The organism is Streptomyces sp. PL-29 (assembly GCF_058344425.1).
In genome coordinates this window covers 537066-550790 of record NZ_CP136996.1, presented here as the reverse complement: position 1 = coordinate 550790, position 13725 = coordinate 537066, and the positions used below count along the sequence as shown (strand labels likewise).

Sequence of the window (13725 nt, the reverse complement as noted above, 5' to 3'; positions counted from 1 at the left end):
CGAAGGGGGCCGTCCGAACCCCAGGACCGGACAGCCCCCGGACGCCCCGGCGCGGCGGAGCGCCGGCTACGGCTGCTGGAAGCCCGCGTCCCGGAGGATCTTCTGCGCCTCGGGGGTGCCCAGCCAGGTGACGAACGCGGCCGCGGCCTCGGCGTTGCGGGACTGCTTCAGCGTGGCGGCCGGGTAGGAGGCCACGGCGTTCTGGTCGTCGGGGATCTCCACGGCGACGACCTTGTCGCCCGCCGCGGTGGAGTCCGTCCGGTAGACGAGGCCGGCGTCCGCTTCACCCAGCTCGACCTTGCTCAGGACGGCGCGGACGTTGGGCTCCAGGGAGACCGGCTTCACTTCGATCCTCTGGGCGTCGAGGATCTGCTTGCTGTAGCGGCCGACCGGCACCTCGGGCGCGGCCAGCACGACCTTGATCTTGGCGTTGGCGAGGTCCCCGAGCTCGTCGATCTTGAACGGGTTGCCCTTGCCGGCCGCGATGACCAGCCGGTTCTTCGCGATGATCGTGGCGTCGCCGGTTTCGGCCTTCAGTCCCTCCATGGTCCTGGTGTCGGCAGTCACCAGCGCGTCGGCCGGAGCACCCTGCCTGACCTGCGCCGCGAGCTCCTGGGATCCGGCGAAGGAGAAGGTGACCTTCGTGCCGGGGTGGGACTTCTGGTACGCCTCGCCCGCGGTCCTGAAGACGTCGGTGAGGGAGGCGGCGGCCAGGACGGTGATCGCCTTCGGTGCGGTGGACGCCGAGGGCGCGGCCGGGTCGGAGCCGGAGGCGGCGGGCTTGTCCTCGCCGCAGGCCGTCAGAGCCACGAGCAGGGCGGCGGACAGGACGGCGGCGGCGGTGCGGCGGAGGGCCGGGGTCGGGGACGGTGACATGGGTGCGGGCTCCTCGGTCGGCTCGGCGGCCGGCCGGGTGCCGGATCCGCGCTGTGGTGACCCGCGCCGGTGACGGGCGGAGCGGGTGGGGAGGGTGCGGCGGTGCTGAGGGATGGTGGTGCGGGGCCGCGGGGTGGGCCGGGAGCGGGTCGTCGGCCCGCCGCGGGCTGCGTCCGCGGTTCAGGCGCGGGCGAGCCGGGCGCGGGCGGACTTCGAGGGGCCGTCGACCGGCGGCCGGCCGGCCCCGCCGCGCCGGTTCACGACCCGGCCGGCGTCGGCCCGGCGCCGCGCGGTGTCCGGGCCGACGCTCGGACGTCGCGCCACCCGCTCCATGGTGTAGGACTGCATGTGCGACAAGGTAGGGGCATGAATGGCGCATGTGCAATCCTCTTTGGTTGATCGCCATGGCAGATGCGGCACCCCTTGGTGTATCCGCCGAACACTGCCGGAAACTCATTCCGTCCTGAGGGGCCCGAATCGTTAGAGTCGGGGCATGGCTGATGAGGTATCGGTGACGGAAACGGGCACGGTGCGGGTCGATGCGTGGATCTGGTCCGTACGTCTGACCAAGACCCGCTCGATCGCGGCGACGGCCTGCCGGGCGGGCCATGTGAAGGTCAACGGGGAGCGCGCCAAGCCGGCGCAGCCGATCCGCGCCGGCGACGAGGTGCGGCTCTTCCACGCGGGGCGCGAGCGGATCGTCGTCGTCAGACGTCCCGTGTCCAAGCGGGTGGGCGCGCCCGTCGCCGCCGAGTGCCTGATCGACAAGAGCCCGCCGCCGCCGACCGCCGTGGAGGCCGCGGTCGTCGGTGTCCGGGACCGGGGCACGGGCCGCCCCACGAAGCGCGACCGCCGCGAGATCCAGTCCCTGCGCGGACGCTGACGCCGAGCGGCCGACCCCGCAGGTCCCTGCGGATCAGCGCGGGCCCGCGGCGTCCGGGACCGGGGGCCCGCGCTGCAGGGCCCTCCGGGCGTCGACGGACCGCACGGGACTCCTCCGCCCGCTTCGGGATCCCTTGGCTCCGGTAGGTCGATCGGCTGACCGGACCGGGGCGCGAACCGCACGAGGCCGCCGCCCGGCGGACCGGCCGGCCGATCTGCCGGGCGGCAGCCTCGCCCGCGGTCGGTCCCCCGGCTTTCGGGGCGGGCCCGCCGCGATCGCGGGAGCCGGCCGTGCGTCCGCCGATCGCCGCCACGCGGCGGACGGCCGCGCGGCCCGCGCCTCAGGCCTTGCGGTAGGCGTACGCCTCGGCCGCGGCCTCCGCGACCTGTGCCAGCGGGGCGCCCGCGGACGCGGCGACCACTGCCGCCACCGCGCCCTCGACGAACGGCGCGTCCACCAGCCGTGAATCCGGCGGAAGCTCGTCCTCCAGCAGCAGCGTCTTCACCGTCAGCACCGAGCTCCCGAGGTCCGCCAGCAGGGCCACCCCGGCGCCCCGGTCCACCTCGCGCGCGGCCTGCACGATCCGCTCCGCGCTCGTGCCGAGCCCACCGGCGGACGTGCCGCCCGCAGCGGCCACCGGAGCCACCGCTCCACCCGCCGCCAGGCCCCGTGCCAGCTCCGCCACCGACTCCGCCACCTGTGCACTGTGCGAGACCAGCACGACCCCGACCAGGTCCGGCGGGGTACCGTCGTCGTCGCGTCCGCCCGTCACCGCGCGTCCTCCGTCCGCCCGGCCACATCCGCGAGCGCCCCGAGCAGCAGCGCCGACGAGGTTGCGCCCGGATCCTGGTGGCCGATGCTGCGCTCACCCAGATAGCTGGCCCGCCCCTTGCGCGCCTGCATCGGCACGGTCGCCAGCGCCCCGCTCTGTGCCGCGTCCGCCGCCGCACGGTACGACGTGCCCAGCGCGGCCACGCCCGGCAGCAGTGCGTCCAGCATGGTCTTGTCGCCCGCGGCCGCTCCGCCCAGCTGTGCCACCGCGGCGACCCCTCGGTCCAGGGCCTCCCGCAGTTCCTCGTCGGACACCTCCGGAGCCTCCCCGAGCTCCTTGCCGGTCCGGCGCAGCAGCATCCCGTACAGCGGGCCCGACGCACCGCCGACCGTCGAGATCAGCGTCCGCCCGGCGAGCTGGAGCACCGCGCCCGGCGCGGCCGGGGCCTCGGCCTCCAGGGTGGTGCGCACGGCCGTGAAACCCCGCAGGAGATTGCTCCCGTGGTCGGCGTCCCCGATGGCGGAGTCAAGCTCCGTGAGCCGGTCCGCCTCACGCTCCACGGCGGCCGCGGCGGCCGCCATCCAGCTCCGGAAGAACTCTGCGTCACGCACCGGATCTCCTCGCCTCGCGTCCGCCCGGGCCACTCCCTGCCGCCACCATAGATCAGCACCCGTGTCGCGGGCCCGCGGTCCGCACGGGCGCGTCAGACCGACGCTGACTCCTACAGCGCCTCGGCTGCGCAGAATCGGTCAATTGGCGCCGCATCCGGTCAACCGGAAGCGCGAGATTCGGCCACGTGGTCGTATGTGTGCTTCTGCGGAATTCGACGAGTGCGAGGCGCGGCGTGGCAGCGACGACTGAAGAGCCGTTCAGGGCTCTGCTGGAAGCGGCACCGGACGCGATGGTGATCGTGGACGACGCCGGGGTGATCCGGCTGGTGAACGCGCAGACCGAGGCCCTGTTCGGCCACCCCCGGGCGGAGCTCCTGGGCCGCCACATCGAGGTGCTGGTCCCCGAGCGGTTCCGTGGCCAGCACCCGGGCCACCGGGTCGGCTACGCAGCGAGCCGCCAGGTCCGCCCGATGGGCGCCGGCCTGGAGCTGTACGGCCTGTGCCGGGACGGGCGCGAGTTCCCGGTGGAGATCAGCCTGAGCCCGCTGGAGACCCCGGAAGGCCTGCTGATCTCGGCGGCCGTACGCGACGTGAGCGAGCGCAGGGCCGCCGAGGAGCGCTTCCGGGCCCTGCTGGAGGCGGCCCCGGACGCCATGGTGATCGTCGACGAGCGCGGCGCGATCCAGCTCGTCAACGCCCAAACCGAGGCCCTCTTCGGGTATGCGCGGGAGGAACTGCTGGGAAGACCGGTGGAGGTGCTCGTACCGGAACGATTCCGCGGTCACCACGCCGACTTCCGCCACGGCTACTTCGTCAACCGCAAGACCCGCCCCATGGGCGCGGGCCTGGAGTTGTACGGCTTGCGCCGCGACGGGGGCGAGTTCCCGGTGGAGATCAGCCTGAGCCCGCTGGAGACGCCCGACGGCACCCTGGTCTCCGCCGCCATCCGCGACGTCACCGAACGCAAGTCGGCCGAGGAGATGCTCGCCAAGCTCTACGAGCAGCAGCGCCACGTCGCGCTGACCCTCCAGCGCAGCCTCATGGGATCCCCACCGGACGTTCCCGGGATGCCCACCGCGAGCCGGTACTTCCCGGCGCGGCAGGGGGCCGGGGTGGGCGGCGACTGGTTCGACCTCATCCCGCTGGGCGGGGGCCGGGTCGGCGTGATGGTCGGCGACGTGATGGGGCGCGGCCTGGACGCCGCCGCCGTCATGGGACAGCTCAAGTCCGCCTCCCACGCGCTGGCCAAGACCGGGATGCCGCCGTGGCAGCTCATGCGCGCCCTGGACGCGGTCGTCAGCGAACTGCCGGACCAGTTCGTCACCTGCTGCTACCTGGTCCTCGACGCCGACTCGGCGGAGATCACCATGTGCTCGGCGGGGCACCTGCCGGTCCTGCTCGTCGCCCCGGGCGGCGAGGTGACCCGGCTGCCGGTCGAGGTGAGCGTGCCGCTGGGGGTGGGGGAGGTGCCCCACCACGAGACCCGGCACACCGTCGAGCCCGGCTCGGTGCTCGCGCTCTACACCGACGGCCTGGTCGAGACGCCGGACAGCGACATCGACGGGCAGGTGGACGGTCTCGCGGCGGCGCTGGAGAAGGCCGTCGCCACGTCGGACGGCCTGGAGGCGGCCGCCGACCGGCTGCTGGACGAACTGCTCCCGGACGCCGACGACAACCCCGACGACGTGACCCTCCTGCTCGTCCGCATCCCCGACACCCCGGTGACCTCGCAGAGCATGCTCCTCGCCGCGGACCCGAGCAGCGTCGGCGCGGGGCGGCGGTTCCTGCGCAACACCCTGGCCCTGTGGGGCAAGGACGACGAGCAACTCCGCGACACCGCCTGCCTGCTCACCTCCGAGCTGCTCTCCAATGCGGTCAACCACAGCCGCGGACCCGTGCGGCTCCGGCTGCGCCAGGCCGGCCGCGAACTCAGCGTCGAGGTCTGCGACGGAAGCCCGGTCCTGCCCCAGGCCCGATTCGCCGCCCCCGACGCCGAATCGGGCCGCGGCCTGCTCCTCGTCGACTCCCTCGCCTCCTCCTGGGGCACGCTGCCGACGGCCGAGGGCAAGGCCGTCTGGTTCTCGCTGCCCCTTCCGGCCCCGCGCCCCGCGCCTCCCCTGCGGCTCCCGCGCGAAAGCGTGCTGAGCCCCGGGACGGCCACGTGATCGAATGGGGGTGTGAACGGCCGTGACGGAAAGGGTCCCGCTGTGTCAGATACGCCCCCGCCGAACGTGTGGGCCGCGCCGCCCGCAGGCGCTCCGCGATGGCCGGCCCCGGCGCAGGGGTGGCCGCTCGCCGTGCACGGCGGGCCCCCGCCGCCCCCGCCGACCGCTACCGCGCCGGCCGGCAGCGCCTTCCACGAACAGGGCCGCAACGGCCGGCAGAAGGCCCCGCAGCGCATCGGGGAGTTCCTCCTGGTCGCCGTCGGGAATCTGGCCCTGCCGCTGGTGGTGATCGCGTTCGGCGCCCTCGCCGGCTACGTGCTGGGGGCGGACTTCGCCGCCGAGGACGGCGAGCGGATCCTGGCGGATCCCCTCGCCGACGAGGCACTCGCCCTGCTCTCCATAGCCACCGGCATACCCGTCGTGCTGCTCGCCGTCCGCTGGTGCGGCAGCCGCCCCGCCGGGACCGCGGCCTCGGTCGTGGGCCGGCTGCGCTGGGGCTGGCTGGTCCGCTGCGCGGCGGTTGCCTTCCCGCTGATCGTCCTCCAGATGGGCGGGCTGGCGCTGTGGGGCTACCTCAGCGACGGCGAGGAGTCCCTCGCCGGCGACTTCCCCGGATGGTCCGGGTTCGTGCTCTCCCTCCTCGTGCTGTGGGCCCTGATCCCCTTTCAGGCCGCGGCCGAGGAGTTCGTCTTCCGGGGCTGGCTCGCCCAGTTCTTCGGTGGGTTCCTGCGGTCCCCGTGGCCCGGCATCGTCCTCGCGTCCGCGCTCTTCGCCGTCGCGCACGGCTTCGGCGAGTGGTCGGGATTCGCCTTGCTCTTCTACTCCGCCCTGTGGTGGGGGTGGCTGACCATCCGCACCGGAGGCCTTGAGGCCGTCATCGCCGTGCACGTGGCGAACAACATGACTGCCTACGGCATCACCGTCGCCCTGGGGGAGCTGGCCGAATCGGGGAACGCGGCGGACGCCCCGTGGCAGGCGCTCGTCCTCGAACTCGTCGCCGCGCCGCTGTACTGCCTGCTGATCGCGCGGCTCGCCACGGCCCACGGCGTTCGCCGCCTCAGCGCTCCGGACCCCGCCGGCCGGACGGAGCAGGCCGCGTAGGCACGGCTCACCGGCCGGCGCCCGATCCGATCTCCACCACCCGGGCCCAGGGCGGTGTCCGGTCCGGGCGGTAGTGCGGGTCGTCCTCGTTCCACCGGAGAGCCACCGGGCGGGTGAAGCGGCCCACGACCGTCCGGCAGGGCGGGCGGGCGGCCGGCCAGGCCGTCTGCCCGTCCGTCAGGACCACGATGACGTCGGGCGGCGGCCCCGCCTGCAGGGCCTTGGCGAAGCCCGCGCGCAGATCCGTACCGCCCCCGCCCAGCAGGGGGATGCCCTCGCCCTCGCACAGCGGGTGCACGATCCGCGCCGCCGCGTCGCAGGGCACCACGGTGACCAGGTCGCGGCGCCCGCCCACGGCCTGCGCGATCGCGGCGACCTCCAGGAGCGCGCTGCCCAGTTCGGCGTCGCTGACCGAACCGGAGGTGTCGATCACCACGGAGACCCGCGGCGGCCTGCGGCGCAGGCTGGGCAGGACGATGCCGGGCAGCCCGGCCGAGCGTCGGGAGGGCCTGCCGTAGCTGTAGTCCTCGCCGGCCCCCGCGCCGGAGGCTGCGGACCGGACCGCCGCGCCCAACAGCTCCCGCCACGCCTGCGGTGGGTGGAAGGCCTCCTCCGCCCACCGCTTCCAGCCCTTCGGAGCGCGTCCCGGGCGCCCGTTGATGCCCTGCGCCACCCGGAAGCGGACCGCGTCCTGCTCGTGCGCGCTGAGGCCGTGCGCGCCGTCCGCTCCCAGGTCCCACGCACGCTCCATCCCGTCGGCGCCGCTGCCGCAGTCCAGCCAGACCAGGGCCTGCGTCCGCGGCCCCAGCCCGAACTGGTGCAGATAGTCCTCCATCAACTCGCCCCCGGACAGACCCAGGTGCTGCGGGGTGACGGCCCCCGCCGGCCGCACCAGCCCGTGGCCGAACACGTCGTCGTTGATCTCCAGGTCCGCGGCGATGTTGATCCGCAGCCGTGCCCCGGGCCCTTGCAGTCCCTGGAGCCGCGCGGTCCGGTCACCCCGCCGGTGGTGGTCGCGCAGCAGGTGGGACACCTCATGGACCCAGACACCGGCCAGGTCCCTGACCGGGGTCCGGTCCACGAACCCGGCGGAGACATACACCCGCCAGTACCTGTCGACGGCCATTGTCGGCACCTGCCGCGACTCCACGGTGTGCAGCGCGAACAGCGCCGTAGCGAGGTACGGCCGGACCCGTGCGGCGTGCAGCCGGGCGGTGTAGAGCTTGTCCCGGTCCAGCGCCCCCGGCGCCCCGGCACTCACGGGCGGGCCCCCGCGGCGACGCCCGCCCGGTCCCCGGCTCCTTCCGCGGCCCGGTCCGCGCGCCGGGACAGGTCCACCACCCCGGCGAGCCGCTCGATCGTGGCGGGTACGTCCCACTCGTCCCGGCGCAGCGCGGCCAGCGCGGTCGCCGGGACGACCACCAGGTCCGGGGCCCCCGTCTCCAGAGCCCGGGCCATGATCGTCCATGCCGCGTCCCAGCGGGACTTCTCCGGACGCCGGTTGACCGCGGACACGATCCCGTCGAGCACGGCCTGGCGCTGGTCGCCCCGTTCGGGTAGTTCGGCGCCGGCCGGGTCGCGGAGCAGTGCTTCGGGGTCCGGGAGCTCCATCCGGTCCAGCGCGGCGAGCAGTTCCAGTCCCGGGCCGTCCCCCACGGTCCCCCTGACCAGCAGGGAGAGGACCTCCCGGGAGGAGCCGGCGGCGGTGGCGAACGCGAGCAGACGCAGTGTCATGTCCCAGCTGCGGGGCGACGGCCAGGCGCCGCCCCGCCGCGTCTCGCCGGAGGGCAGGCGGTGTACCAGTGGGGGCCGGGTGGTGAGGAACCCGCACACCGCGCGCCGGGCGAAGTCGACGGCGGCCGGCAGGGCCTGAGGGTCGAGCCGAGGCAGGGTGGCGCGCGGCCAGGTCCCGCCGAGGCCGCGTACGACGACATCGTGGTCGTGGGTCCACTGGAGGTGGACGAACCGGTTGGCCAGCGGCGGGCTCAGCTCCCAGCCGTCGGCCGCCGAGGACCTCGGGTTGGCGGCCGCCACGATCCGCACGCCGGGCGGCAGGTGCAGGGCACCGATCCGCCGTTCCAGTACCAGGCGCAGCAGTGCGGCCTGCACGGCCGGGGGCGCGGTGGACAGCTCGTCGAGGAAGAGCAGGCCGCGCCCGGCCCGCACCAGGCGCACTGCCCAGTCCGGCGGGGCCATGGGGACGCCCTGTTCGGCGGGGTCGTCGCCGACGACGGGCAGCCCGGAGAAGTCGGACGGCTCGTGCACACTGGCGATGACCGTGGTGAGCGGCAGGCCCAGGGAGGTGGCGAGCTGGGTCAGGGCTGCGGTCTTCCCGATCCCCGGTTCGCCCCACAGCAGGACGGGCAGGTCCGCGGCGACGGCCAGGGTGAGGGCTTCGAGCTGGTCATCGGGGCGGGGCTCGGTGGTGGTCTCGCCGAGCAGGGCCAGCAGAGTGCCGGCGACGTCGAGTTGCGAGAGGGTGGGCATGTCCGTGGGCATGAAGGGTCACCTGCGGGTTTCGTAAAGGGTGAAGGGAGAAGGGGGCACGGCCGACGGCGCGGCCCGCCGGTGCTCAGGAGGCCCGGCGGGCGTGCCGGGCGCGAACGGGATTCGGGGGGAGGCGTCTGGGCCCGGGGCCGGCCAGGCCCGCACGGAACAGCCCGTAGGTGATCCGCCGTCGGGCGGCCGCCTCCAGTTCGTCCAGCAGGGCGCCCGGACGCAGCAGGGCGTCCGGGCCCAGCAGGCCCTCGACGACGGCCAGCGCGCCGGTGACGTCTCCGTGGTCGAGGCGTTCACGGACGCCGGTGAGGCAGTCCGGCCGGCGGTGTGCCGCGTCGATGGCCCGCAGACAGGGCAGGGGAGTTCCGGACAGGGCCGCCAGCAGTTCCTCGCGCCGGACCTCGTCCGGGCCGTGGTCCAGTGGTGTCAGCACCCCGTCGACGAGGCCGATGCGGTGCCGGGCTCCACGGCATTCGACCGGACGCGGTTGCCCGGGCCCCGTCTCCGGGCCGGCGGTTCGCGGCGCCGGTGCTGCTGCGGCCTCCGGTGCCAGGGCGGCGGCGACCAGCGGGTGCAGCCGAGCGGCCTCGATGGAGCCGGTGCGGAGCAGTTCCAGGTCCGGGAGCAGCCGGGCCGCCGCGTCGGGCAGCACCGGGAGCGTGTGGGCGCTGCCATCCGTGGGGGCGGTTCGGATCCGGAGGGAGGGAGCACCGGTGCCGGGCCCGTCCCGGACCAGGTCCAGGACCAGCCGTTGCCGGCCTCCGAGCCGCACGGTGATGCTGCCGGTGTCGCGCCCCTCGGCCCGGAGCACGATTCCGGCCTCGGCGGCCCACCGGTCGACGGCGCAGCCGTGCTCCGGTGGCAGCGCTCCGGCGAGGTCGGGATCCGGTCCGGACGGATCGCGGCACGGCGGCCCGTCGGCCCCGGAGCGGGCCCGCAGTTCGTCCGTCCGGCGGGCGTCCCACAAGTGGCGGTGCAGGTCGAGGCGGAAGCGCCGGTCGGGGCGGGCAGCGCGGCGGGGGTCGGCGCCGGCGACCCCGGCCTCGGAGCGGGAACCGTCCCACAGCGCGAGGCCGATGCGCTGGCCGCCGTCCGCCCAGGCGGGTGGGGTACGGGCGACCAGGTGCACCGGGGCAGCCTTGTCCTCGGGCCCGGCGGTGGCGTACCGGGCGAGGGTGAGAGTCAGGCCGGGGCGCAGCAGCCCGTGGGGAGCGATCCGCGGCATGTGCCAGCGCAGCAGGTCGGGGGCCAGGTGGCGGAGGTCGGCCCGGATCCGGTCCGCGAGGTCGCGGCCGTGCGAGCGGGCCAGGGAACGCAGGTTGAAGTCGACATCGAAGCCTGCGGCGGCGCATGCCGCGGCCCAGTCGCCGCAGTGGCGGCGGGCGGTCGCAGTCTCGATCATGGGTGCCGGCACGGCGTACTGCCGTACGCGGAGCCAGAGGGCGAGGCGGGAGTCCCCGTTCGCGGTCCGAGTGAGCATCAGCGCTCACCTTGCGCGGTGGGGACCTCCGATCCGTGAGTGGAGTGAAGGTTCATCGCGGTGATCGTAGCGACCCCGACCGCGGCCGGCCAGGGTTTTTCCGACGGGTGCCGTCCCGCCCGGGCCACTGGTGGTGGTGCTGGTCGATGACGTAGTGGTGGCCGTGCCGCCAACCGCCGCCGGCCGGGCGGGCGTCCGCGAGGTGAGGGTGACCGGGCGGCAGGTCCGGGTGTACGTGGTCCAGCCGGTCGGGGTCGCGGACCGGCCAGGCCGCCGCCGCAGCGGCGGTGGCGGCCAGGGCGACCGCTCCCAGGGCAGCGGCGGTCACTGATAGGCCGACCCGCGGGGCGAGCCACCCGGCCAGCGGGTAGGTGAGCAGCCAGCAGCCGTGGGAGAGGGAGAACCGGGCGGCGAAGGCGGCGGGCAGGTCCGCGTCAGCGGTGGAGCGGCGGACCACCCGGCCCCCGGGCGTCAGGACGGCCGAGGACGCGGCCCCGATCGCCGCCCACGCCGCCAGCAGCGCGGGCCAGGACCAGTCGCCGGGCCCGGTCGCGGTGAGCCCAGCCGCGGCGGCGAGGACCACCGGGAGCGCGGCGGCGGCCCGGAGCATGACGGCGCGGTCGACGGAACGCCGCAGCAGCCGCGGCAGGGCGAGCGCGGTGAGCGCGGACCCGGCACCGTACGCACCCAGGGCGACCGATACCGCCCCGGCGGGGCGGTCGAGGTGGCCGCGGACGACGGCGACGGTGTCCACGAGGACGAAGGCCCCGGCGGCGGCGACCGCCAGGTCGAGGGCGAGCAGGGCCCGCAGTCGCGGAGTGGCCCGGAACAGGCGGATGCCGAAGGCGGTCCTGGCGTATGCCCCGCCGGTCCGTTCGGCGGGCGCGGGCCGGGGCAGCGCGGAGGTGGTCACGAGTGCGGCGGAGGCGAGGAAGCCGGCGGCGGTGCCGGCGAACAGCCGGTCGTAAGAGACCACGGTGAGCAGCGCCGCGGCCAGGGCCGGGCTGAACAGGCTCTCCAGGTCGTAGGCGAGCCGGCTCATCGACAGGGCCCGGGTGTAGTCCCGTTCGTCGGGCAGGACTTCGGGGATCGTGGACTGGAAGGCCGGGGTGAAGGCCGCCGAGGCCGCCTGGAGCAGGAAGATCAGGACGTGGACCTGCCACACCTCGGTGACGAGGGGGAGGGCCAGGGCGACACCGGCGCGGGTAAGGTCCGTCGCCGCCATGAGGATGCGGCGGGGGACCCGGTCGGCGACGGCGGTCACCAGCGGCGCGACCGTCACGTAGGCGATCATCTTGACCGCCAGGGCGGTGCCGAGGACTTCCGGTGCACCGTCACCGGCGAGGTCGTACGCGAGCAGACTGAGCGCGACGGTGGCGAGCCCGGTGCCGACCAGCGCGACGACCTGGGCGGTGAACAGGCGGCGGTAGGTGGCGTTGCGGAGGACTGACCGCGCGGACGGCACGGAGGGTGAGGACGGCACGGGCGGCCCCGTTCCGGTCGGCGGATCGATGACGCCATGCCAGCGTAGCCAACATGTGCGCACCTGTGCACGTATCGCCGGCGACGAGCCGGGCCATCACGGCCGCCCCGGGCCCGGTCGACGGGCTCAGTCGTGCGGCGGGAGGGAGCCGATCTCGTGGTCCGCGACGTTCATGGCCTCGTCCACCAGCCGGCGCAGGTGTCCGTGGCGCACGGAGTAGACCACGCGGCGCCCGTCCCTGCGGGTGGTGACGAGCCCGGCGAGGCGGAGCTTGGCCAGGTGCTGGCTCACGGACGGACGGGCCGCGCCGCACGCCTCGGTGAGCGTGGTGACGTCCGCCTCGCCCCGGCCGAGCCGCTCCATCAGCGCCAGTCGCGTGCGGTCCGCGAGCAGCGCCAGCACGGACGCGGCGACCTCCAGCCGGTCACCCCGCTCCTGCGCATCCCGCGCACCTGCCGGACGCGTGCCTGAGCTCATGCGGACATCGTAGGGCGCCCGGTGCGCGAAGGGTGCGCCGATGCGCACGCGGGAGAACGCGCACGGGCCTCGCACCCCCCAGGGGGTGCGAGGCCCGTGCGCGCACGTGGCGGTGGATCAGCCGAGGGCGGGCGCCTGCTGCTGAGCCGTCACTTCCGCGCCGTCAGTGCGCGCGTCCAGGAGCCGCTGGGCCAGGATCCCGAAGACGACGGCGAACACCGTCCACAGGACGAGCTGGACGGCCAGCGAGGCCATCCGGAACTCCCACAGCAGGGCCGCGGGGAAACCGGGCTGGACCGCGTCGCTGTTGTCCGGCAGGAACACGAACGCCACGGCGGTGGCGGCGACGAAGCCGCCGGCCGCGGCCAGCGTCGCGTTCCAGTTGCCCAGGCGGGGTGCCAGGCGCCGCCCGAGGATGACCGCGCCGACGCCGAGCAGCACGCTCAGCAGGATCATCAGGAAGAACAGCGTGGTGCGCTGTCCGATCGTGTCCGGATTGCCGACCGCCGGCGGGGTGGCCGGGTACTTGAGGAACGGCACCAGGTAGACCAGGGCGAACGCCCCCGCCCCGGTGAGCGCGGCCGTGGCCCGCGGACTGAAGCCGCCGACCCGGCCGAGGGCGAACGAGAACGCGAGCGAGGCGATGCCGCCCAGCGCGACCCCGTAGACCAGGACACCGGTCGCCAGGCCGACGGTCGACTGGACCGGCCGGCTGACGAGCTCCTCCTCCTCGGCGGCCTCGCCCGACGCGGCGTCACCACCGTGTCCGGCGTGAGCGCTCGGGGCGCTCGCGGTGTCATGGGAGGCGGCGGCCTCCTCCACGGCGATGGAACCCCGTACCGGCGGCTCACCCACCACGTAGGCGACGGCGAAGGCGACCAGCCCCGCGATCAGGCCCGCGAGCATGCCGCGGACCAGCAGACCTCTGACAGTGGAGGCGTACATGTGCGCGGCCTCTCAGTGGCAGGGGAAGCCGAGCAGGTGACGCCCGTCGTGCACCCACTCGTGCACGCCCTCACCGGCGAACACGGCGGTGGCGCCCTGTTCGGCACCGACGAAGTAGAGGGCCACGAGCATCAGGAGACCGACGAAGGCAGCCCAGGGCAGTACCGCGCGCACGGGCAGCGGAGCCGACGGCGAGACGGCGGGGGTGGATATGGCAGCGGAAGCGACAGCCTCGGCCATGATGGAACCTCCTTGGGGAACAACGCGTCCCATACGGTGGTGCAGGACGACGGTCCTCGGGTCTGACTCGCCGCGACGCCCATGGCGAGGGCACCGCAGCACACAGTGGCGCGACCATGCCGGATTCACACCGGGCTTCCGTCTCGCCGTCGTCGCTATGTGGAAATGTCGCCGTGACGCTACCGTGCGGCGG

At 74.8% G+C, this 13725-nt stretch carries 14 protein-coding genes; 3 read left to right on the top strand and 11 right to left on the bottom strand.

The window, feature by feature from the left end; genetic code table 11:
* Positions 1 to 66: 66 nt before the first annotated feature.
* Together modA and R4Z63_RS02540 are read right to left on the bottom strand one after the other, a co-directional pair.
* Positions 67 to 876 carry a molybdate ABC transporter substrate-binding protein gene (gene modA, locus R4Z63_RS02545; RefSeq protein ID WP_384444852.1) on the bottom strand — a complete coding sequence of 270 codons (810 nt, stop codon included), beginning with the start codon at positions 874 to 876 and terminating at the stop codon, positions 67 to 69.
* Positions 877 to 1056: 180 nt separating this feature from the next.
* Positions 1057 to 1224 (bottom strand): hypothetical protein, encoded by a 168-nt coding sequence (locus tag R4Z63_RS02540; protein WP_384444850.1) that lies wholly within the window; start codon positions 1222 to 1224, stop codon positions 1057 to 1059.
* Positions 1225 to 1369: 145 nt separating this feature from the next.
* Here R4Z63_RS02540 and R4Z63_RS02535 point away from each other — a divergent pair, with 145 nt between their 5' ends.
* The gene (locus R4Z63_RS02535; RefSeq protein ID WP_037921872.1) at positions 1370 to 1759 is read left to right on the top strand and encodes an RNA-binding S4 domain-containing protein; all 390 of its coding nucleotides are present in this window, start codon (positions 1370 to 1372) and stop codon (positions 1757 to 1759) included.
* 340 nt (positions 1760 to 2099) lie between these two features.
* On the opposite strand, the gene R4Z63_RS02530 is transcribed toward R4Z63_RS02535, so the two are convergent.
* Together R4Z63_RS02530 and dhaL are read right to left on the bottom strand one after the other, a co-directional pair.
* Positions 2100 to 2531 (bottom strand): PTS-dependent dihydroxyacetone kinase phosphotransferase subunit DhaM, encoded by a 432-nt coding sequence (locus R4Z63_RS02530; RefSeq protein ID WP_384444848.1) that lies wholly within the window; start codon positions 2529 to 2531, stop codon positions 2100 to 2102.
* On the bottom strand, positions 2528 to 3142 hold the full coding sequence (gene dhaL, locus R4Z63_RS02525) for a dihydroxyacetone kinase subunit DhaL (RefSeq protein ID WP_384444846.1): 615 nt from the start codon (positions 3140 to 3142) through the stop codon (positions 2528 to 2530). Before dhaL ends, R4Z63_RS02530 begins: the two co-directional genes overlap by 4 nt.
* 290 nt (positions 3143 to 3432) lie before the next feature.
* Between dhaL and R4Z63_RS02520 the strand changes: the two genes are divergently transcribed.
* Positions 3433 to 5307, top strand: a complete 1875-nt coding sequence (locus tag R4Z63_RS02520; RefSeq protein WP_491522629.1) for a SpoIIE family protein phosphatase — start codon at positions 3433 to 3435, stop codon at positions 5305 to 5307.
* A gap of 42 nt (positions 5308 to 5349) precedes the next feature.
* Positions 5350 to 6408 carry a CPBP family intramembrane glutamic endopeptidase gene (locus tag R4Z63_RS02515; protein ID WP_384444842.1) on the top strand — a complete coding sequence of 353 codons (1059 nt, stop codon included), beginning with the start codon at positions 5350 to 5352 and terminating at the stop codon, positions 6406 to 6408.
* A 7-nt stretch (positions 6409 to 6415) separates the two neighbouring features.
* On the opposite strand, the gene R4Z63_RS02510 is transcribed toward R4Z63_RS02515, so the two are convergent.
* The 7 genes from R4Z63_RS02510 to R4Z63_RS02480 all read right to left on the bottom strand — a co-directional run bounded on the left by R4Z63_RS02510 (position 6416) and on the right by R4Z63_RS02480 (position 13532).
* Positions 6416 to 7669, bottom strand: coding sequence for a vWA domain-containing protein (locus R4Z63_RS02510; protein ID WP_384444840.1), 1254 nt, complete (start codon positions 7667 to 7669; stop codon positions 6416 to 6418).
* Complete coding sequence (locus tag R4Z63_RS02505) at positions 7666 to 8907, bottom strand: AAA family ATPase (protein ID WP_384444838.1); 1242 nt, start codon at positions 8905 to 8907, stop codon at positions 7666 to 7668. Before R4Z63_RS02505 ends, R4Z63_RS02510 begins: the two co-directional genes overlap by 4 nt.
* A gap of 73 nt (positions 8908 to 8980) precedes the next feature.
* A complete protein-coding gene (locus R4Z63_RS02500; RefSeq protein ID WP_384444836.1) occupies positions 8981 to 10387 on the bottom strand; it encodes a hypothetical protein in 1407 nt (468 codons plus the stop codon).
* A 52-nt stretch (positions 10388 to 10439) separates the two neighbouring features.
* Positions 10440 to 11870: an MFS transporter gene (locus tag R4Z63_RS02495; protein ID WP_384444834.1), complete on the bottom strand. Its 1431-nt coding sequence runs from the start codon at positions 11868 to 11870 to the stop codon at positions 10440 to 10442.
* A gap of 126 nt (positions 11871 to 11996) precedes the next feature.
* Positions 11997 to 12347: an ArsR/SmtB family transcription factor gene (locus tag R4Z63_RS02490; RefSeq protein WP_384444832.1), complete on the bottom strand. Its 351-nt coding sequence runs from the start codon at positions 12345 to 12347 to the stop codon at positions 11997 to 11999.
* A 117-nt stretch (positions 12348 to 12464) separates the two neighbouring features.
* Positions 12465 to 13292, bottom strand: coding sequence for a CbtA family protein (locus tag R4Z63_RS02485; protein WP_037921889.1), 828 nt, complete (start codon positions 13290 to 13292; stop codon positions 12465 to 12467).
* A gap of 12 nt (positions 13293 to 13304) precedes the next feature.
* The gene (locus R4Z63_RS02480; RefSeq protein WP_060180303.1) at positions 13305 to 13532 is read right to left on the bottom strand and encodes a CbtB domain-containing protein; all 228 of its coding nucleotides are present in this window, start codon (positions 13530 to 13532) and stop codon (positions 13305 to 13307) included.
* Between the last annotated feature and the right edge of the window lie 193 nt (positions 13533 to 13725).